This is a genomic window from Maricaulis parjimensis (assembly GCF_016817355.1).
GTDB classification, from domain to species: Bacteria; Pseudomonadota; Alphaproteobacteria; order Caulobacterales; family Maricaulaceae; genus Maricaulis; species Maricaulis parjimensis.
Map to the genome: position 1 here is coordinate 19,976 of NZ_JADOTT010000002.1, position 19,660 is coordinate 39,635.

17 protein-coding genes are annotated in these 19,660 nt (G+C 62.8%); 11 read left to right on the top strand and 6 right to left on the bottom strand.

The features are described 5' to 3' along the window. Positions 1 to 20: 20 nt before the first annotated feature. Complete coding sequence (locus I0K07_RS03725; protein ID WP_203291489.1) at positions 21 to 2,888, top strand: M16 family metallopeptidase; 2,868 nt, start codon at positions 21 to 23, stop codon at positions 2,886 to 2,888. Between the two features lie 5 nt (positions 2,889 to 2,893). Then, positions 2,894 to 3,487, top strand: coding sequence for a BamJ family beta-barrel-assembly machinery protein (locus I0K07_RS16085; protein WP_203291490.1), 594 nt, complete (start codon positions 2,894 to 2,896; stop codon positions 3,485 to 3,487). 9 nt (positions 3,488 to 3,496) lie between these two features. On the opposite strand, the gene I0K07_RS03735 is transcribed toward I0K07_RS16085, so the two are convergent. After that, entirely contained in the window at positions 3,497 to 5,050 is a 1,554-nt protein-coding gene (locus I0K07_RS03735; RefSeq protein WP_203291491.1) for a TadE/TadG family type IV pilus assembly protein, read from the bottom strand. 96 nt (positions 5,051 to 5,146) lie between these two features. Then, positions 5,147 to 6,643, bottom strand: coding sequence for a TadE/TadG family type IV pilus assembly protein (locus I0K07_RS03740; protein WP_203291492.1), 1,497 nt, complete (start codon positions 6,641 to 6,643; stop codon positions 5,147 to 5,149). A 249-nt stretch (positions 6,644 to 6,892) separates the two neighbouring features. Between I0K07_RS03740 and I0K07_RS03745 the strand changes: the two genes are divergently transcribed. The 4 genes from I0K07_RS03745 (at position 6,893) to argE (ending at position 10,234) form a co-directional block, all read left to right on the top strand. After that, complete coding sequence (locus I0K07_RS03745) at positions 6,893 to 8,146, top strand: pilus assembly protein TadG-related protein (protein ID WP_203291493.1); 1,254 nt, start codon at positions 6,893 to 6,895, stop codon at positions 8,144 to 8,146. A 5-nt stretch (positions 8,147 to 8,151) separates the two neighbouring features. Then, a complete protein-coding gene (locus I0K07_RS03750) occupies positions 8,152 to 8,595 on the top strand; it encodes a TadE family protein (RefSeq protein ID WP_203291494.1) in 444 nt (147 codons plus the stop codon). Next, positions 8,585 to 8,998 (top strand): TadE/TadG family type IV pilus assembly protein, encoded by a 414-nt coding sequence (locus I0K07_RS03755; protein WP_203291495.1) that lies wholly within the window; start codon positions 8,585 to 8,587, stop codon positions 8,996 to 8,998. Before I0K07_RS03750 ends, I0K07_RS03755 begins: the two co-directional genes overlap by 11 nt. 75 nt (positions 8,999 to 9,073) lie before the next feature. Further along, positions 9,074 to 10,234: an acetylornithine deacetylase gene (gene argE, locus I0K07_RS03760; protein ID WP_203291496.1), complete on the top strand. Its 1,161-nt coding sequence runs from the start codon at positions 9,074 to 9,076 to the stop codon at positions 10,232 to 10,234. On the opposite strand, the gene I0K07_RS03765 is transcribed toward argE, so the two are convergent. Together I0K07_RS03765 and I0K07_RS03770 are read right to left on the bottom strand one after the other, a co-directional pair. Further along, a complete protein-coding gene (locus tag I0K07_RS03765) occupies positions 10,231 to 11,163 on the bottom strand; it encodes an acyl-CoA thioester hydrolase/BAAT C-terminal domain-containing protein (RefSeq protein WP_203291497.1) in 933 nt (310 codons plus the stop codon). The genes argE and I0K07_RS03765 overlap by 4 nt on opposite strands. A gap of 132 nt (positions 11,164 to 11,295) precedes the next feature. Further along, on the bottom strand, positions 11,296 to 12,507 hold the full coding sequence (locus I0K07_RS03770) for an NAD-dependent epimerase/dehydratase family protein (protein WP_203291498.1): 1,212 nt from the start codon (positions 12,505 to 12,507) through the stop codon (positions 11,296 to 11,298). Positions 12,508 to 12,907: 400 nt separating this feature from the next. On the opposite strand from I0K07_RS03770, the gene gap reads away from it, so the two are divergent. From gap to I0K07_RS03785, 3 genes are all read left to right on the top strand, one after another. Continuing rightward, positions 12,908 to 13,921: a type I glyceraldehyde-3-phosphate dehydrogenase gene (gap, locus tag I0K07_RS03775; protein WP_203291499.1), complete on the top strand. Its 1,014-nt coding sequence runs from the start codon at positions 12,908 to 12,910 to the stop codon at positions 13,919 to 13,921. A 24-nt stretch (positions 13,922 to 13,945) separates the two neighbouring features. Continuing rightward, positions 13,946 to 15,157 carry a phosphoglycerate kinase gene (locus I0K07_RS03780; protein WP_203291500.1) on the top strand — a complete coding sequence of 404 codons (1,212 nt, stop codon included), beginning with the start codon at positions 13,946 to 13,948 and terminating at the stop codon, positions 15,155 to 15,157. Between the two features lie 189 nt (positions 15,158 to 15,346). Further along, entirely contained in the window at positions 15,347 to 16,384 is a 1,038-nt protein-coding gene (locus tag I0K07_RS03785; protein ID WP_203291501.1) for a class I fructose-bisphosphate aldolase, read from the top strand. Between the two features lie 79 nt (positions 16,385 to 16,463). Here I0K07_RS03785 and I0K07_RS03790 read toward each other — a convergent pair whose 3' ends face one another. Together I0K07_RS03790 and I0K07_RS03795 are read right to left on the bottom strand one after the other, a co-directional pair. Next, positions 16,464 to 16,901, bottom strand: a complete 438-nt coding sequence (locus I0K07_RS03790) for a peptidase S1 (protein WP_238934505.1) — start codon at positions 16,899 to 16,901, stop codon at positions 16,464 to 16,466. Between the two features lie 206 nt (positions 16,902 to 17,107). Then, positions 17,108 to 17,572: a peptidase S1 gene (locus I0K07_RS03795; RefSeq protein ID WP_203291503.1), complete on the bottom strand. Its 465-nt coding sequence runs from the start codon at positions 17,570 to 17,572 to the stop codon at positions 17,108 to 17,110. Positions 17,573 to 17,726: 154 nt separating this feature from the next. On the opposite strand from I0K07_RS03795, the gene thiE reads away from it, so the two are divergent. Together thiE and I0K07_RS03805 are read left to right on the top strand one after the other, a co-directional pair. Then, positions 17,727 to 18,344: a thiamine phosphate synthase gene (gene thiE, locus I0K07_RS03800; protein WP_203291504.1), complete on the top strand. Its 618-nt coding sequence runs from the start codon at positions 17,727 to 17,729 to the stop codon at positions 18,342 to 18,344. Between the two features lie 68 nt (positions 18,345 to 18,412). Then, complete coding sequence (locus tag I0K07_RS03805) at positions 18,413 to 19,558, top strand: tetratricopeptide repeat protein (protein WP_203291505.1); 1,146 nt, start codon at positions 18,413 to 18,415, stop codon at positions 19,556 to 19,558. The last annotated feature ends 102 nt before the right edge of the window (positions 19,559 to 19,660 follow it).

Sequence of the window (19,660 nt, forward strand, 5' to 3'; positions counted from 1 at the left end):
GATCGAAACGGGAGCTGTGAATGATTTTTCCGCGCGAGATGAAGTGGCTGGCCGCACCTGTGGCCGGTCTGGCCTTGCTGGGCCTGGCCGCCTGCCAACCGGCCGAGGCGCCTGAACCGGTCGCGGACTACAGTTTCGTTCACGAGGTTTCCGATCTGCCGGCCGATCCGGCGATCCGTTATGGCGAGCTGGAAAACGGGATGCGTTACGCCATCCTGGCCAACCAGACCCCGCCGAACACGGCGGCTGTGCGTCTGGTCTTCAATGTCGGTTCCATGGCCGAGGCCGATGATCAGCGTGGCCTGGCGCATTTCATCGAACACATGGCCTTCAACGGTTCCACCGAAGTGCCCGAGGGCGAAATGGTGCCCCTGCTGGAGCGTTTCGGCCTGCAATTCGGTCCGGACACCAATGCCTTCACCGGTCGTGACACGGTCGGCTATCAGCTCGATATTCCCGAAGTGGACACCGAGACGGTGGACACAGCGCTCTTCCTGATGCGCCAGACGGCCAGCGAGCTGCTGATGGACAGCGAGGCGATCGACCGCGAGCGCGGCGTCATCCTGTCGGAAGAACGCTTCCGCAATACGCCGATCCGCCGCTGGAACAATGCGCTCTGGCGCTTCCGCCTGCCGGACACGCTGATCGCCGACCGCGACGCCATCGGCACGGTTGAGGTGATCGAGACCGCCCAGCGTGAGCGCTTTGTCGACTATTACGAGAATTACTACGTGCCCGAGCGCGCCATTCTGGTGGTGACCGGCGATATCGATCCGGACATGATCGAACCGAAAATCCGCGAAGGCTTTTCCAGCTGGACCTCGATCGAGGATCCGCGCGGCGATCCCGATGTCGGCAGCTTCGATGCGGAACGCCCCATGTCGGTGGGCTATTTCAACGATCCGGAAATCTACACCATCTTTACGGTGGACGTGATGCGGCCCCATGTGCCGCAGTTGGATACGGCCGCGGCCCGGTTCGAGAACAATCTCGCTTCGCTGGGCGACCGGATCCTGTCACGCCGTTTCGCCACGCTGACCAGTTCCGGCACCTCGCCGCTGATCCAGGCGTCGGCGGCCCATTCCACCGATTTCGAACTGGCGGACCGCGCCAGTGTCCTGGCTGTGGCCCGTCCCGACCAGTGGCGCGAAGCCGTCGCCAGCGTCGAGCAGGAATTGCGCCGGGCGCTGGAATACGGTTTCACCGAAGCCGAACTGGCCGAGCAATTGGCCAATATGCACACCTCCCTGCGTGATGCGGCCGATCAGGCCGGTACCCGGACCAGCTCCGGCCTCGCCGACCAGATCTGGTCCAATTGGCGCCAGGACCAGGTCATGACGACGCCGGCCTCCATGCTGGAACGTTTCGAGGCGACGCTGGACGATGTCACGGTGGAAGCGGTGAATGCCGCCTTCCGCGAGCAATGGGATGGTAGCGCACCGCTGCTCTTCCTGGCCTCGCCCCTGGCCTTGCCGGACGCGGAAACCGCGATCCGGGACGCCTGGGAGGTCAGTGCCCAGCAAGCGGTCACGCCGCCGGAGGAAAGCGGTGCGATCGAGTTTGCCTATACCGATTTCGGCCCGGCCGGTTCCGTGGTTGAGCGTGAGGCGGTTGAGGATCTCGGCCTGGTGCGCTTCCGGTTCGGCAATGGTGTGGCTGTGACCTTCAAACAGACCGATTTCGAGGATGGCACGGTGCGGATCCGGGTCGATTTCGGCCGTGGCGAACTTGAGCCGCGGGCTCAGGACGGCGTGGATATCATTGCCGGTTCCGTCTTCACCTCGGCCGGTCTGGGCGAGCACAGCCAGGACGAGCTTGGCCGGGTTCTGGCCGGACGCAATGTCGGCGCGGGCTTCGGCGTGGGGGATGACAGTTTCTCCTTCCAGGCCGGCACGACCCCATCGGATCTGCGTGTGCAGTTCGACCTTTTGACCGCCTATCTCACCGATCCGGGCTGGCGCCAGGAAGGCCTGGACCAGTTCCGCGCCGTGATCCCGGAAATCCGCCGCAATCTCTACGCCTCGCCGAGCGGCGTGCTGCAGGCCGACGTCACCCGCATGATCCGGTCCGGTGATCCGCGCTATGGCCTGCCCGATGCGGAACAGGTTGCCGCGATCGACATGGACGCGATCCGTGCCTTCCTGAGCCCGGCCCTGACCGAGGCCCCCATCGAGGTGACCGTGGTGGGCGATATCAGTGAAGAGGCGCTGATCGCCGCCATGGCACCGACGCTGGGGGCGCTGCCGGCCCGCGCGGCAGACTGGCCGGACTATCCGGAAGCCCGCACCGTGCGCTTCCCGGACCCGGTCATCGAGCCGGTGGTCCTGCATCATAATGGTCCAGACTATCAGGCCATGGCCAATGTCTACTGGCCGACCTTTGACGACAGTGATGCGCATCGCACGCGCACCCTGTCCCTGCTGCGTGCCGTGTTCGACCTGAAACTGACCGAGCGTCTGCGCGAAGCGGAGGGCTTTACCTATTCCGCCTTCAACAATGACACCGCCTCGGAGGTTTATCCCGATTACGGCTATCTCTATGTCGGGGCGGATGTCCGCGTGGAGAATGTCGACGCGACCTATGCGGCGATCGACGAGCTGGCGGCCGAACTGGCCAATGGCGGGATTTCCGAAGACGAACTCCTGCGGGCCCGCCGCCCCCTGCTCGAACAGATCGAGAATGCCTTCGAGAGCAATGGCGCCTGGATGAGCTGGCTGGCCCAGTCCTGGGCACATCCGGAGCGGCTGGACCGTATCCGCGCCCTGACCGAAGACTATGAGACGATCACGCAGGAAGAATTGGTGGCCATGGCCGCAGAATACCTGCAGCCTGACACGAGCTGGCGGGTGACCATCCTGCCGCGCGAAGGTGACACGTCCGAGGAGTAGAGCCTGTGAGACCGCAATTTGCCCTTCTGGCCGCTGTGCCGGCCCTGGCCCTTGTCGCCTGCAGCAGTGCGCCACCGGAAACCCCGGAAGAAATCCTGGCGGCGGCACGCCGCTGCAGTACGCCGGAGAGCACCGCCATCCTGACGGTCGATGGTCCGGCTTCGAGCCGGGTCGGGGCTGCCAATACGGAAGCCTCCGAGGCCTATCTGGCCCAGATTCTTGAAGAGCGTTGCGTCTATGAACTGCCGTCCGGCCTTATCATCCGGATCCGTCAGTCGGTGGATGAGGGACCCTCGCCGGAACGCGGCGATCTGGTCACCGTCCACTACACGGGACAATTCCCCAATGGCGAAGTGTTCGACAGTTCGCGCACGCGCGGTGAGCCGGCGACCTTCCCCTCCGACCGTCTGATCGCGGGCTGGGTCGAGGCGCTTCCGCTGATGCGCGAAGGGGAAAGCTGGGAACTCTATATCCCGGGCAATCTGGCCTATGGCGCGCGCGGAACCGGTCCGATCGGGCCGAACCAGGCGCTGGTCTTCGAGCTGGAGCTGGTTGATCTGCCCGGCGTTGAAGATGACGCTGAGGACGGGGCGGAATAACCGCCTCGCCTAGCGCGAAATCCGCAGATTGGTCAGGTCCGAGGCGATCGTCTCAAAGGCCGATGTCAGGGCTTCGTTCGACGGCGAGTCGAAATACAGGCTCGGATGCGTGGCGCAGTCTTCCATCAGCTGCCGCGTCGAGGACGAAGAGACCTGGAAGGTGATCGTGTAAACGCGAATGCCCAGGGATTTGGCATAGTCGCAGGCCGCTTCGGTGCGCTCATTCAATTCACGGTTCAGCACATTGCCGCTGGAGCTGCGCACGCCCAGGCGTCCATCGGTGACGTAGCCATAGGCTTCATAGTCGGACATGAGGTTGGTGTTGCGACCGGACATGACATTGTCGCCATCGGTCAGGATCACCATCGCCTTGATGACTTCGTCTTCATCCCAGCTGACGCCTTCGGTGAAGGGCATGCCCGGCGAAATCACGCGCACGCCCCAACCAATTCCGTTCGGGATGTTCGTGGTGCCGCTGGCGTCCATGGCGTCGATCGCGTTCTGGACCGTGCGCTCATTCGTGGTCAGCGGCGTGATCGGCGTCGTGGTGCAGGAGCGGTTCGTGTAGCGGTTCTGGGCCGAAGCGCCGTCATATTTGGGCATGTAGACTAGGCGCTCACCGACACCACCTGACGTCTGGTCGTTCAGATAGGAATTGCTGAAACGCCCATTGTCCGGCTCGTCCGGCGAGAAATAGGGCACGAACAGGGTTTCCGGCCGGCTGTTGGACGGCGGCGTGTCGTCAATATCATAGGGGATGGCCCGGGCCTCGACACAGCCCTGCCAAGACGAGTTCCGGATCTGGTCGAACAGATCCCAGTGATTGATCTGGTATTCCTCGGTCGTGCAGGTGCGGCGCCAGCCCCAGCCGGTGCAGGTCTCCACCTCGACCGTATTGCCACCCCATTCGCCATGCTGCGGCGAGAGGGCATCCGGGTCGAGCCACCAGTCACGCTCATATTCCGTGCCGACATTCACGGTGGCCGCGAAGGGCACAAGGCCGATCTTCACATCACCGGTTTCATCGGCGGCGTCATAGAGGATCTCGGTCAACAGTTCGGCACTGTCGCGCAGGGAGCGGATCTTGGACCCGCCCATCGAGCCGGTATTGTCCAGCACCATGACGAGTTCCAGGCGGCTTCTGGCCCGCTGGACTTCGCTTTCCCAGTGCACGGTGATGTAGTCGATCCCCGCCAGGCCCAGCATGGTCGTACGCACGCGCGCGGCCCCGGACACCATGACGCTGTCATTCTCGTCATCAATGATGACGGCGACATCGACCACCGTGCCCAGCTCACGGCCGGGATAATTGGCGGAAATGAAATTGTTCGCGATTTCCATCGCGTCTTCATTCGACAGCGATGTGTTCACGCCGACAGCCAGGGCTGCCGCATCCAGCGCCTGGGACAGGCGCGAGCGCGCATTCATGGCCTGGCTCAGATCCACAGCACCGCCGGACAACAGGGTCACCGGCAGCAGGGAGAGCGCAAAAATCATGGCAACATTGCCCCGGCGATTGCCGAGCATGTCCCCGAATTTCGAAACCAGCCGTTTGAAGGCCATGGCAGAATCCCACCTCTAATCGGTAAAATTCTAGCGGATGTGCATTAAGGTCCCGTTATTTCGCAGGGTTTCCTTCCGGTTAACAGCGCGGGCGCTTTAGCGGGACAGGCGCAGATTGGTCAGATCGCCGGCGATCATCTCAAACGCCTCGCGCAGGGCCTCTTCCGACGGGCTGTCATAATACAGCCAGGGCGTGGTAGCGCAGTCGCGCATCATGTTGCGGGTCGTGTTCGACGAGACCTGGAAGGTGATCGTGTAGACGCGGATATCGAGGGATTTTGCATAGTCGCAGGCGTCCGCCAGCCGGTCATCCAGCGCGTCGGCCAGCGTGGAGGAGCTCGACGAGACCACGCCCAGCCGCCCGTCCCGCGAATAGCCATAGCCGGAATAGTCGGAATAATTCTGGTTGGACCGACCGGTCATGACATTGTCGCCATCGGTCAGGATCACCATCGCCTTGATGGTCTCCTCATCATCAAACGCCACGCCTTCGGTGAAGGGGGCTTGCGGGGAGAGGACGCGGATACCCCAGCTCACCCCGATCGGGATATTGGTCGTGCCGCTGGCAATCATGTTTCCGATCGCCGTGTCGATGGTCGTCCGGCGGTCCGTCAGAGGCGTGATGGGACGTGCGGAACAGCCCCAGTTCGGCCCGGCACCGCTGGCGCGTTCCCCGGGATATTTGGCACTGTTGCGCATGCGGGCGCGCTCGTCATACCCGCCCATCTGGTCATCCATATAGTCATTGGAGTAGGAGCCGCGATCGGATTCATCCGGTGCGAAATAGGGCAGGAAGAGGGTTTCCGGCCGCCCGGGATCGGGCAGCGTATCCTCGATATCATGCGGAATGGCACGGGCCTCGACACAGCCGCCCCAATCGCGGTTTCTCACGGCATCGAACATGTCCCAGCGATTGGCCGCCGGGGTGAAATTCTCGCTGTGCAGCGGGTTCAGCCCGTCCGGGTCCAGCCACCATTCGCGCTCATACTGGGTGCCCACATTCACGGTGGAGGAAAAGGGTACCAGTCCGATATGGAGCCGGCCCGGGTCGGAGCTCTCGAACAGGATCTCGGTGAGCAGCTGGGCGGCATTGCGCAGGCTTTCGATCTTCGATCCGCCCATCGAGCCGGTATTGTCCAGCACCATGACGAGTTCCAGCGCACTGCGGGCCCGCTGGACCTCGCTCTCCCAGTGCACGGTCAATTCCTCGATCCCGATCAGGCCCAGAAAGAGCGTATCAACCGCGGCCTCGGCCTGGACGGTGACCCGGTCATTCACCCGGTCCTGCGTCACGGTGAGATTGCGAACCGAGCCGATCTCGCGGGCAGGATAGTTCGCCGTCACAAAATTGGTAGCGAGCACGGTGGCGCTCTCGGTGCTGATATCGGTCTGCACGCCGACGGCCAGGGCGGCAGCATCCAGTGCCTGGGACAGACGGGTGCGCGCATTCATGGCCTGGTTGAGATCCACGGCGCCACCGGCCAGGACCGCCAGGGCGACCAGGAGAAGCGAAAAGATCATCGCGACATTGCCCGAATGGTCGCGGGCAAAGCGGCGGATCAGCCTGTCGGCAAGGTGTGAAAGCGTGGGCATCCGGTTTCATTAAATTAAGCGGTCATTGCGCGGGATGCTCGCATGGGTTGGGCCGGGTCGCACCGGCAATCCATGGCTTGGGTAAAGGTCTGGATAACCGCCGAAAAACCCTCATGAAATCAATGCGTTAAAATCATTCTATTTTGATCTAAAACCCTTGAAATCTTTCCGAAAAATGGGCCTCCGGGTTTCACGTCCGGCGAAGGAATCAGCGCGATAATCCGGAGCATGTTTCACCGGGTCGCCACCATGATCACCAACTGGCTCAAAAACCGCCGCGGCAATACCACCGTCGTTTTTGCCCTCTGCCTGCCCATCGTCATGGGCTGCGCCGGCCTCGGCGTGGAAGTGGGATTCTGGCAATACCGTCAACGCGAAGCCCAGACCGCTGCCGACCTGGCCGCCTATGCCGGCGCTGTCTCCCTGCGCAATCACGAACCGGTCACCCAGGCCCGCGAAGAAGCCGCCGCGGAGGCCCGGCTGCACGGTTTCATGGCAACTGCCGGTGTGATCAACGCCATGTCGCCGCCCCAGTCCGGCAACTACCAGGACAGCCGTTCCATGGAAGTCGTGCTGAGCCAGACCCTGCCGCGTTTTTTCTCCTCGATCATCTCCCAGGAACCGCTGACCGTGTCGGTGCGCGCCGTGGCGACCTATCAGGAAGAAAGCGACGCCTGCCTGCTGGCTCTGAGCCCGGATGCCGGCGCGGCGATCGACCTGTTCGGCTCGTCCAATGTGGCGATGATTGCCTGCGAGATCATGTCCAACTCGATCGCGGAGGATGCGGTGACCCTGCGCGGGTCCACCGAGGTGCTGACGCCCTGCATCAATTCGGTGGGCGGGTTCGATGTGAGTGGCAGCGCTGGCTATACGCTGACCGATTGTCGCGAGGCGCGGGTCAATCTGCCGCGCGCGCAGGATCCCTATGAGGATGTGCCGCCGCCGACGCTGCCGTCCTCCTGTTCCAATATCAATGGCGGTGGCGGCGGCCCGAATGGCGGGCTGGTCACGGTCAGTGCCGGAGCCTCAGGCGTGAAGCGCTTCTGCAATGGTCTGAACCTGTCCGGCGATTACGAGTTCGAACCGGGTGTCTATGTCATTGATGGCGGTGACTTCCGGATCGGTGCCCAGGCCAATGTCTATGGCGAGGGTGTGACCTTCTATTTCACCGACGGTGCCCGGGCGCGCTTCAATGGCGGCGCCACGGTTCAGCTTTCGGCGCCCAGCACCGGTGATTATGCCGGTCTCGTCTTCTTCGGGGATCGTGATGATTATGGTGTCGATCATGTCTTCAACGGCACGGCCGATAGCTTGATCACGGGCGCTATCTACACGCCTGCCAGCGATATCAGCTTTCTGGGCGATTTCTCCGGCCAGGAAGGCTGCATGCAACTGGTCGGCTATACGGTCGAGATCGGCGGCAATGCCAATATCACGACCGACTGCACAGGCGTTGGCCTGACCTTCCCGAAAATCCCTGGCGATGTCCGCTTGGTGGAGTGATGCTGATGACACGTTTCTTTCCCCAAATCCTGCAGACCCTGTCCGCTTTCCGTGCCTCCAAGGCCGGCACGGCTGCGGTGGAATTCTCGCTGATCGTTCCCGTGCTCGCCGCGCTCCTTCTGGGCGTGTTCGATCTGGGCCGGATGACCTATGACCGAACCGACCTGCATGCCGCCGTGCGGGGTGGGGCCCAGTATTTCATGGCGGGCGGCGAGGATATTGATGAAGCCATCTCGATCGTGAACCGATCCTGGACCAATCGTCCGGAAAATGCCGCTGTCACCGTGGTGAAGTGCTGCCTGTGCGCGGAAGCCGATGCGCCCTGCGGCCAGCTTTGCCCGGACGGCAGTGTGCCGGACATTGTGCATGAGCTGGAAGCTACGGCTTATTTCACCGGCGTGTTCGGTGAGTATGAAGTGAGTGTGGAGGAGGTTGTCCGTGCGCGCTGATTGGAACCTTCTGCGGCGTTTCGGCCGCGACCGCTCCGGGGCCGGCGCCCTGGAATTTGCCCTGATCTCCCCGGCACTGATCTTCATGATCATTGGCGTGATCCAGGTCTCGCTGGCGCTTTACAAGGGCTCCACCGTGCAATGGATCGCTGAGCGGGCTGTCCGTACCGCCATGATCGATGCCAGTGTCGACGCCTCGGCCCTGACCCAGATCATCCAGACCGATCTCGCCGAGATGGGCGAGGACCTCCAGGTCGAGGTAGCCTTCCAGGTCGATGATACCGGCGCCGTGCCGATCGGCCGGATCCAGGTGGATTACGCCTATCCGGTGACGCTCCCCCTGGTGGAAACCTTCTATGCCACTTTCTCGGTCGACAGTGTCGTGCCGATGCCCCAGGTGTGATCAGACGGTTGGCGAGGGCAGGCGAGGACCGCAAAATCCGTTGACGGCGGTCATCGGCCTTGCCAGACGAGAGGCATGACCCATCTCGATACCGCCATCGACGAATTGCGCGAGCTTGTCGCGTTCGACACGACCTCCCGAAACAGCAATCTGGCCCTGATCGACCATGTCGAGGCCAAGCTGACCGCGCTCGGCGCGGTGTGTGAGCGCATCCCTTCTGATGATGGGCTAAAAGCCAATTTGCACGCCCGCTTTGGTCCGGCCGTGGACGGCGGGGTGATCCTGTCGGGGCATACGGATGTCGTGCCGGTTGATGGTCAGCCCTGGACGTCTGACCCGTGGGTGCTGACGGACAAGGGTGATGGCAAGCTCTATGCCCGCGGCACGTGCGACATGAAGGGCTTCTCGGCCTGCATCCTGGCGCTGGCGCCGAAAATGGCGGCGGCCGATCTCCAAAAACCCATCCATATCGCGCTCTCCTATGATGAGGAGGTTGGCTGTCTGGGGGCACCGGCCCTGATCGACCGGATCATGGAAGGCCCGATCAAGCCGGCCATGGTTGTGGTCGGTGAGCCGACCGACATGAAAGTCGTCACGGCGCACAAGGGCCTCTTCTCCATGGTGGTGAAGCTGCGCGGACGCGAGGCGCATTCCTCCCTGGTCAAGGATGGCGCCTGCGCGGTGACCCATGCCGTGCCGCTGATGAATTTCCTGGTCGAGGAAGCCGCGAAAATGGAAGCCGCGGCTCCGGCGGACAGCCTTTTCAGCCCACCCTATGGCACGCTGACGATCGGCGAGGTGAAGGGCGGGACGGCGCTCAACATCCTGGCGCTGGACTGCGAGTTCGGAACGCTGATGCGGCCCTGCCCCTGGGATGATCCGCACGGCCTGGCCGAGCGTCTGCGCGAGAAAGCGGCCGGCATTGAGGCCGAGATGCGCAAAGCCGCGCCGGAAGCGAAGATCGAGATTTCCGTGCGCTCCGACGTGCCGGCTTTCGCGCCCGAGGAAAATGGTCTGGCCGAGCGCCTGGCGCGCCAGCTGACCGGGGACAATTCCACCCGTGTCGTCAGCTATGGCACCGAGGCGGGGCAGTTCCAGAAAGCGGGCCTCTCCGTCGTGGTCTGCGGCCCCGGCTCGATCAGCCAGGCTCACCAGCCGGATGAATTCGTGGCGATCAGCCAGCTTCAGGAATGCTGCGGGTTCCTGGAGAATATGGTCGGCGTGCTGGAGGGTTAGGGGCCTTGCGGCAGGTCCGCGTCGCACTGGCCCCCGGCGATGGATGCAGACAGTGTCTCGCTGATGAATGTGATGGCGGTCGCGCGGGCGTCTTCATCCGAAAGAACGAAGTGATTGAGCTGACGGATGTCGGCAGAGACGGGCGCCGTCGGTGCCCGTCTTTCCAGGCGCGCGTTGGCGGCACGAACCATATCGGCGGACGGCCACATCTCGTCGAGTTCGCCGGCCAGCATCAGGGTGGGTTGGGTGATGTTTTCGACCGGGATCATCGCCCGGCTCACGGCGCGCTCATTCTGCAAGGCATCCTGCAGGTATCGGCCCACGCGCCAGCGATCAAAAAACACGTCCGGCAGATGCCGGGACAGCCAGGGGTGCGGGACGAAGTCGAGAGGTTCGCCCGCAATGGACCAGCTGGAACGCGATCGTAGTGTGATGTGGGGTGATTGCCAGACAACATGGCTGGGGGAGGCGGCGACATAGGCGTCTGCCAATGGGGTGTTGTTGATGGACAGCTCGCCTGAATAGGCCGCCAGAAGAAGGGCAAGCTCGCCACCCTTGGACGCGCCAATGATGGCGATGCACCGATTGTGGGCATTTCTCGAGCGGCGCGCTTGCGCCAAGGCATCAGCGATCGGTTCGAGCGGGCGTTCGATCAAGTGGGATGACTGTAGCTCATGTCCAAAATAGGAAAGGCTGAGCGTGGAGTAGCCGGCGCGCGTCAGATCAACGCCGATCTGACCAAACCAAAGCCCGCCATCGGAGCCTCCCAGCAAAACGACCAGAGGCGGCAATCGTTCGGCGGACAGGTCAACTTCTGTCATTTGCAGAACGAGCGTGTTCTGTTCGACCGGATGCGAAACAGCAATTGACTGAACAGGTTGAGCATTCCCCGCCGTCGTGCCGACCAGGGCCAGTACACAAGCCAGCATGCTGGATCCCGGAAATTTGGACACGAGCGCCCCCACACGTTCTGCGTGTTGTTCTAAGTGGGGGCGGTTGGACCAGCAACAAAAAAGGGCGCCGCAACGGGCGCCCTTTTCGCATTCGATATCGTGACAGACCTATTCGGCAGCGGTCGTTTCGGCTTCCGGCTTGGCGGCAGCCTCTTCGCGGCCCTTGCCCCAATAGGAGATGCACGGGATTTTGGTCTTGTCGCAGCGCCCGGCATATTTGCGGGCGATGTCGGTAACTTCTTCCATCAGGCCGTCGGCCAGCGTGGTGGGTTTCAGGCCCATCTGCAGGAAGGTGTCGTTTTCCACGTGCAGGTCGTTCTCGTCCGCCTCATTGCGCGGATTGGGGACCAGCTGCATCTCGGCATTGGCCAGATCGGCAATCATCTTGGCCAGATCGCGGACGCGGTGCGTCTCGGTCATCTGGTTCATGATGCGGACCTTTTCGCCATGCTGCGGCGGGTTCTCAACCGCCAGCTGGACGCAACGCACCGTGTCCTGGATATGGATGAAGGCGCGGGTCTGGCCGCCCGTGCCATGCACGGTCATCGGATAGCCCACGGCGGCCTGCATCAGGAAACGGTTCAGCACCGTGCCGTAATCGCCATCATAATCGAACCGGTTGATCAGGCGCTCATCGCGCTTGGTCTCTTCCGTTTGCGTACCCCAGACGATGCCTTGGTGGAGATCGGTGATCTTCACCTGGTCGTTCTTGTTGTAGAAATGGAAGAAGAGCTGATCCTGGGTTTTCGTCATGTGGTAGATCGAGCCCGGATTGGCCGGGTAGAGGATTTCCTGGTCCTTGAGACCTTCATCCGTTTCGATCTTCACCTTGAGATAGCCCTCGGGAATTTTCATCCCGGCCGTGCCATAGCCATAGACGCCCATCGTGCCGAGGTGGACCAGATGGATGTCGCGGCCGCTCTCGACGATGGCGGCGAGCACGTCATTGGTGGCGTTGAGGTTGTTGTCGACCGTATAGCGCTTGTGGCGGGCCGACTTCATGGAGTACGGCGCGGCGCGCTGTTCGGCGAAATGGACGATCGTGTCCGGCGTCTCGTCGGCAATCAGGTCCACCAGTTCCTGGTAGTCCTTGCCGATATTCATGTTCACGAATTTGATGTCGCGACCGGAAACCTCTTTCCAGGCCGCCAGTCGTTCCGACATCGGACGGATCGGTGTGAGGCTCTCGACTTCGAGTTCCACATCAATCTTGCGGCGGGACAGATTGTCCACGATGACCACGTCGTGGCCCAGATTGGAAAGGTGAAGCGCCGTCGGCCATCCGCAGAAGCCGTCTCCACCAAGAACGATAACTTTCATGTACGTCTGCCCTCGACGTGTTGATCAATTGACCAAGGGTTCTCGCAAGGGGGCGGCCGTAATTCAAGTCCCGGCCTGCGCCACAGGCTGCCGAGACGCTGATTCAAAAATAAAACAGCACATTGTGACTGCGATCCGTACCGCTGCGGCGAGCGTGCTGGCCCCGGTAGCGTTATCATGGGTAATATTTCGCCAGCTTATGACAAAGCGCGATCTATATTTTGCGCACCTTGATCCGTGCTCGAATGATTGGCGCGCCTGCATCAGAAAATGAAAAACTTCCGTTTTCCGGGATTTCGTCACACTCCATCGGTGGACGGGGGCGGGAAAGGCCGCTAAATCCGCGCCAGATTTGCCGGACTGGTTTGCAGATCCGGTGGCTGTCAAGGAGATGAAAAGCATGGCTCTTCGCGTCGCGATCACCGGTTTTGGCCGTATTGGCCGCCTGGCACTGCGTGCCGTCCTGGAAAACAAGCGCTGGGACGAGATTGAAGTTGTCGCCATCAATGACAGCTCGACGCCCGAGACCAATGCGCACCTGCTGACCTATGACAGTGTCCACGGCCGCTATCCGGGTGAGATCAAGGTGGGCGATGACTGGATCGATGCCGGCTTCGGCAAGATCCAGAAAGTCTCCAACCGCGATCCCAGCCAGCTGCCCTGGAAAGATCTGGGCATCGACATCGTCCTGGAATGCACCGGCAAGTTCAATTCCAAGGAAGCCTCGATGGCCCACATCGAAGGCTCCGGCGCCAAGAAGGTGCTGTGCTCGGCCCCGGCCAAGAATGCGGACAAGACCATCGTCTACGGTGTGAACCACGACCAGCTCTCCGCCGACGACCTCGTCGTCTCCAACGCGTCTTGCACGACCAATGGTCTGGCCCCGGTGGCCAAGGTGCTCAATGATGCCGTGGGTATCGAGCGCGGTCACATGACCACGATCCACGCCTATACGGGCGACCAGCCGACCCTGGACCGCAATCACAAGGATTTGCACCGTGCCCGCGCCGCGGCCATGTCCATGGTCCCGACCTCGACCGGTGCCGCCAAGGCTGTCGGCCTGGTCCTGCCGGAACTCGTTGGCAAGCTGGACGGTGCCGCGGTGCGCGTGCCGACCCCGAATGTCTCGCTGATCGATCTGGTCTTCACGCCGGGCCGTGCGACGACGGAAGCGGAACTGGCCGAAGCCGTGAAGGCCGCGGCCGATGGTCCGATGAAGGGCGTGCTGGGCTATGACAGCATCCCGCTCGTCTCCATCGACTATAATCATGACAGCCGTTCCTCGATCGTCGCCATCGACAAGATCAAGGTGATCGATGAGCGCCTCGCCCGCGTGATGACCTGGTATGACAATGAGTGGGGCTTTGCCTGCCGCATGATCGATACCGCGGTCGCCATGGGCCGCTTTCTGTAAGCCGAACTGACAGGGCTGGACGACATGACCGAGATCCGCCGCATCCAGGATGCTGACGTCGCCGGCAAGCGCGTGCTTGTCCGCGTCGATTTCAACGTGCCGATGAAAGATGGCGAAGTGACGGACGATACCCGTCTGCGCGCGGCCCTGCCGACCATCGAATACCTGACCGAGGCGGGTGCCAAAGTCGTCCTGCTGGCGCATTTCGGCCGTCCCAAGGGACAGGTCGTGCCGGAAATGTCGCTGGAACCGGTCTGCCAGCCGCTGGCCGACCTTCTGGGTGAAGCGATCAGCTTCTGCACGGAAACCGTGGGTGAGCACGCCGCCTCTGCCGTCGCCGATCTGGAAGACGGCGACGTGATGCTGATGGAAAACACGCGTTTCCATGCCGGTGAAGAGAAGAATGACTCGGCCTTCGCCCAGCTCCTGGCCGAACTTGGCGATCTCTATGTTGACGATGCTTTCTCCGCGGCCCACCGCGCCCATGCCTCCACCGAGGGCGTGGCCCAGCTCCTGCCGGCCTTCGCCGGCCTGGCCATGCAGCGCGAGATCGACCATCTGGTCGCCGCCCTGGAAGCGCCGCAGCGTCCGGTGATTGCTCTCGTGGGCGGTGCCAAGGTCTCCACCAAGATCGATCTCCTGCAGAATCTGGTGAAGAAGGTCGACATCCTCTTCGTCGGTGGCGGCATGGCGAACACGCTTCTGCATGCGCAGGGCGTGAAAGTCGGGGCCAGCCTGTGCGAGAAGGATCTGGTCGACACGGCCCGCGCCATCCTCGCCGCGGCTGAGGAATCCGGCTGCAAGCTGATGCTGCCGAGCGATGTCGTTCTGGCCAAGGAATTCAAGCCCAATCCGGACACCCGCTTGGCGGCCGTCACGGATGTGGCTGATGATGAAATGATCCTGGATTGCGGTCCGGCGACCGTCGTGGCCCTGTCGCTCGCGATGGAAAGCGCCAAGACGCTGATCTGGAACGGTCCGCTGGGGGCCTTCGAGACCAAGCCCTTCGACACGGCAACTGTGGCGGCTGCCGAGCACGCGGCCAAGATGGCCAAGTCCGGCGATCTGGTCGCGGTGGCCGGTGGCGGCGACACGGTCGCTGCATTGAACCAGGCCGGTGTGGCCGATGATTTCACCTTCATCTCGACGGCGGGCGGTGCCTTCCTGGAGTGGATGGAAGGCAAGGAATTGCCGGGCGTGGCCGTTCTCCTCGAAGCCGAGGGTGTCGAGGCCTGACCGGAAGCCGATTGCCTCCCTGCGAGGCGGATGGTAACGATAACATGAATTCTGCCGGGACGGACGAATGCCTATTCGCCTGACCCCGGTGGGCAAGCGAGCCGCACCGTATTACAACGGTCCGGACGACAGTTTGGGCGGGCCTGGGGTCCGCGCCGCGGAAGCAGATCACGAACTGGGGTAGATGTGATGGATCTCGATCAACTCAACGAAATCGCCTGTGGCATGGTGGCACCCGGCAAGGGTCTCCTCGCCGCGGACGAATCCACCGGCACGATCGGCAAGCGCTTTGCCTCGATCAATCTGGACTCCACGCCGGACAATCGGCGCGACTGGCGCGAAATGCTGTTCCGCACCGAGCCGGCCATGTCCGAGCGGATTTCCGGCGTCATCCTGTATGATGAAACCATTCGCCAGACCGCCAAGGATGGCACGCCGCTGGTCAAGCTGATCCAGGATGCCGGTTCCATTCCGGGCATCAAGGTCGATACGGGTGCCAAGCCGCTGGCCGGTGCCGAAGGCGAGACCATCACGGAAGGCCTGGACGGGCTGCGTGACCGCCTGGCCGATTATTACGAGCTGGGTGCGCGCTTCGCCAAATGGCGGGCCGTGGTCAATATCGGGGCCCAGGGTGATGAGAGCATCCCGTCCCAATACTGCATCAACACCAACATGCATGCCCTGGCCCGTTACGCCGCGCTCTGCCAGGAAGCCAATATCGTTCCGATCGTCGAGCCGGAAGTCATCATGGACGGCGATCACTCGATCGAGCGCTGCTATGAAGTCACCGAGTTCGCGCTGAAGACGCTGTATCGCGAACTGTTCGATCAGGGCGTCGTGCTGGAAGGCACGATCCTGAAGCCGAACATGGTGATCTCCGGCACCAAGGCCGCTGATCGCGCCAGCCCGGAAGAAGTCGCCGACATGACCGTCCAGTGCCTGGCCAATTGCGTGCCGGCCGCTGTTCCGGGCATCGCCTTCCTGTCGGGCGGCCAGTCCGACGAGGAAGCCACGCATCACCTGTCTTTGATGAACGGCTCCTACGACCTGCCCTGGCCGCTGACCTTCTCCTATGGCCGCGCCCTGCAGGCCGCACCGCTGGCCGCCTGGGCCGGCAAGCCCGAGAATGTCGCGGCCGGCATGGCAGCCTTCAACCACCGCGCCAAGATGAATGGTCTGGCCGCGCTGGGCGAATACGAGCCGGACATGGAAAAAGAACTGGCCTAAGTCAGTCGTTTTTTGAATGCCGAACACAAAAAACGGGGCCCCGCGGGGCCCCGTTTCCGTTTGAGCGGTGTGAACCGGATCAGAATTCGGTGAAGTAGAGCGTGGCGTTGGCCGTGCCACCACCATAGACGCCCACCCAGATGTCGTACTGGCCGGAGCCGGACATGACGAGGGCCGGATCGAAGCCGTTCACGTCATCGGAGCAATACCAGGACCCGTCCGGGGCGTTGACCACCAGTGTGGTGTCGGAACCGGAGGTGGCGCCGATCGTGATCCGGCCGCCGCTCCATTGCAGGCGCACGTCCGGAGCGTTCGAGATCATGCCGGCGCAGCCGACATTTGACGCATTGATGGAACCACCGGCGACCACTTCGACGCCGTACGGGTCCGGCGCAAAGCCGGCGCTCAGCGAGGCCGTGCCGAAATTCGGGCTCAGCGACCAGTCCTGAGCGAAGCTGGCACCCGACAGGGCCAGAGCGGCGACAGCAGCCGTGGCTGCGATTTTGTTGAACATCATGTTCCCCCTTGAAGAAAATGCGCGACGTCGCGCGGCGGGACGTTAGGACAGTCCGCCTAAGCATTGAAGGAAAAACGGGAAATCTTCCCAACAAAAAACGGGGCCCCGCGGGGCCCCGTTCTCGTTTCAGCTGAGCTTTGGTCTGGTTTCTTGGTGGTCGGTTTGCCGAACCGCGAAACCGGTGCCCGCTTTCGCTGGCAATCCGACTAGTGGCCCAGCTCGGAAATGGTCAGCGTCGAGGACGCCATGCCGGAACCGGAGCCATAGGTGCCGATCCAGATGTCGTACTGGCCGGATTGCGGGTTGGACCACCAGACCTGCGGGTTCAGGCCATTGGCGTCGTCATTGCAGTACCAGCGGCCGTCCGGCGCGTTGACGACGATGGTCGTGTCGGCATTGGAGCGGGCACCGATATAGAGCGGCAGGCTGCCGGCGTTGTAGTTCAGACGATAGTCCGGAGCGTTGGCGATCATGCCGCGGCAGGAACCGCCCAGCGCAGAGCCGGCGTCGATATTGCCGCCCGCCGTGATCGACACGGTGTACGGGTCCGGCGCGAAACCGGCGGACAGGGTGGTGGAGCCGAAGGTCGGGTTCAGCGACCAGTCCTGGGCGAAGGACGCACCGGCGCAAGCAGCGACAGCAACCGTGGCGGCGAGAATTGTTTTCATCATTTGGATATCCCCTCAAGCGTTATGGGTAATCGAGCCTACAATGATCGATCTGGAATGCACACTGTAATGTTGAACATGAAGCGGTGATGAACACGCGGAATTTCCCGGGAAAAATTCATTGTCACGTCCGGGGTCAGCTGTCACAAGGCCCGCCATGACCAGTCAGCTTTACCTGATTACGCCCCCCCGTATTGATGCCGGCTTTGCGGCCCGCCTGGCCGATACGCTGGATGCGGGTGAGGTGGCGGCCCTGCAGATCCGCCTGAAGGATCACGACCAGGCCGACATCCGCAAGCTGGCGCCCGACCTGATCCGGATCGCCCAGGCCCGCGGTGTCGCTGCCATCCTCAATGATGACGCGGAACTGGCGGACGCGCTGGGGTGTGACGGGGTGCATATCGGCCAGCAGGACGGAACGGTGAAAGCGGCCCGTGCCATCATGGGCAAGGATCGTACGGTGGGCGTGACCTGCCATGACAGCCGCCACCTGGCCATGGTCGCTGGCGAGGCGGGGGCCGACTATGTCGCGTTCGGCGCCTTCTACCCGACCGCCACGAAGGATGTCGCCCATCAGGCCAGTCCCGATGTTCTCACCTGGTGGACCGAATTGTTCGAGCTGCCCTGTGTCGCGATTGGCGGGATCACGGTCGAGAATGCGGCGCCCCTGATTGCGGCCGGTGCGGACTTTCTCGCCGTGTGCGGTGGCGTCTGGCAGCATCCGGATGGACCGGAAGCCGCCGTCAAGGCCTTCAACGCGCTGTGTGAGGCCTGAGACTGGTCCGGACCGGATGACGGCCTTGTCACTTGACCCGGACCCCATCCCGGCGCTGAAAGACTGACATGATCACGCGTTTTCTCTCCAGCTTCGCCCTTGTGTTTTTTGCTCCGGCCAGTCTCGCGCAGACCGCACCGGACAGCGAGGAAGCGCCGGCTTTTCCGAACGAGCTGATCCTGCTGCCGCAGGACGTGCAGGATGCTGCGGCCGACGGGCTGGACGCGGAGGCGGCGGAATTGCCGTCAGAAATGACGCCGGTGGATGAAGCCTGGTACCGCGCCCAGATCGCCTATATGGGCGGTGATTGGGTGCTGGCGCGCCGTTATGCCGAGACGGCGGCGGTGGCGGGCCAGGCCGATGCGGCCGCTTTGGCGGGCATCATGGCGCGCGATGGTGTCGGTCAGGCCCAGAATATTCCCGCTGCCGCCGACTGGTTCGGCCGGGCGGCCGAAACCGATCACCCGGTTGCGCTCTATCAGCTCGGCCTGCTGGCCCGGCTGGGTGATGAAAGCTTGGGCCTGGGTACGCCGCGCCGCTGGTTCGATCGGGCCGCGCGCGCCGGTCATATCGATGCGATGGTCGCCTATGCGCTCGCCCTGAAAACCTCCGGCATTCCGCAGGAAGCCGTCCTGGCCCGTGAATGGGCGGAGCGCGCGGCCCAGCAAGGCTCCGCAGAGGCCAAGTATCAGCTGGCCATGATGCTGGACGAAGGTGTGGGCGGTCCGCGCGATGCGGAAGGCGCCCGGGTCTGGTTTGAACGGGCTGCCGAAGCGAATATCGCCGAAGGCGCCTTCCAGGCCGGCATGATGTGGGCGGATGGCGAAGGCGGGCCGGCCGGTGATGTCGAAGCACGCCGCTGGCTGCGCATTGCCGCGGAAAGCGGCTATGCCCCGGCGGAGGGCCAGTACGGGCTGATGCTCTATCAGGGCCGCGGCGGCGAGATGGATCGCAGCGCTGCGGCACACTGGTTCGGCGAAGGGGCCCGGGGCGGTGATGCGGAAAGCCAGTATCTTTACGCCTTCGTCCTTGCCCAGGGTGAAGGTGTCGAGCAGGATCTTGAAACCGCCTATCGCTGGGCGGTTGCGGCGGCCAGCGATGTGATGGGCGTGCCGGTCCACAATCCGGATCGCGACCGCCTGCAGGCGGCGCTCGAGCGGGTTCTGCCCCTGGATGTTCAGGCGCGGATGCGCGAATTGGGTGAAACCGACTGAGGCGATATCGGCCCGTCGCTTGCCGTTCTGCGTCCTCACTGATAGGAGAGCGCCAAATTTGGCGGCAGCGCGCGGCAGGGGCCGGCGCGTCTTGCTCTCGGC

Coding starts and splice junctions, on each gene's coding strand:
- I0K07_RS03725 (WP_203291489.1), top strand. CDS start 21: ATGATTTTTCCGCGCGAGATGAAGTGGCTGGCCGCACCTGTGGCCGGT.
- I0K07_RS03735 (WP_203291491.1), bottom strand. CDS start 5,050: ATGGCCTTCAAACGGCTGGTTTCGAAATTCGGGGACATGCTCGGCAAT.
- I0K07_RS03740 (WP_203291492.1), bottom strand. CDS start 6,643: ATGCCCACGCTTTCACACCTTGCCGACAGGCTGATCCGCCGCTTTGCC.
- I0K07_RS03745 (WP_203291493.1), top strand. CDS start 6,893: ATGATCACCAACTGGCTCAAAAACCGCCGCGGCAATACCACCGTCGTT.
- I0K07_RS03750 (WP_203291494.1), top strand. CDS start 8,152: ATGACACGTTTCTTTCCCCAAATCCTGCAGACCCTGTCCGCTTTCCGT.
- argE (WP_203291496.1), top strand. CDS start 9,074: ATGACCCATCTCGATACCGCCATCGACGAATTGCGCGAGCTTGTCGCG.
- I0K07_RS03765 (WP_203291497.1), bottom strand. CDS start 11,163: ATGCTGGCTTGTGTACTGGCCCTGGTCGGCACGACGGCGGGGAATGCT.
- I0K07_RS03770 (WP_203291498.1), bottom strand. CDS start 12,507: ATGAAAGTTATCGTTCTTGGTGGAGACGGCTTCTGCGGATGGCCGACG.
- gap (WP_203291499.1), top strand. CDS start 12,908: ATGGCTCTTCGCGTCGCGATCACCGGTTTTGGCCGTATTGGCCGCCTG.
- I0K07_RS03780 (WP_203291500.1), top strand. CDS start 13,946: ATGACCGAGATCCGCCGCATCCAGGATGCTGACGTCGCCGGCAAGCGC.
- I0K07_RS03785 (WP_203291501.1), top strand. CDS start 15,347: ATGGATCTCGATCAACTCAACGAAATCGCCTGTGGCATGGTGGCACCC.
- I0K07_RS03790 (WP_238934505.1), bottom strand. CDS start 16,901: ATGATGTTCAACAAAATCGCAGCCACGGCTGCTGTCGCCGCTCTGGCC.
- I0K07_RS03795 (WP_203291503.1), bottom strand. CDS start 17,572: ATGATGAAAACAATTCTCGCCGCCACGGTTGCTGTCGCTGCTTGCGCC.
- thiE (WP_203291504.1), top strand. CDS start 17,727: ATGACCAGTCAGCTTTACCTGATTACGCCCCCCCGTATTGATGCCGGC.
- I0K07_RS03805 (WP_203291505.1), top strand. CDS start 18,413: ATGATCACGCGTTTTCTCTCCAGCTTCGCCCTTGTGTTTTTTGCTCCG.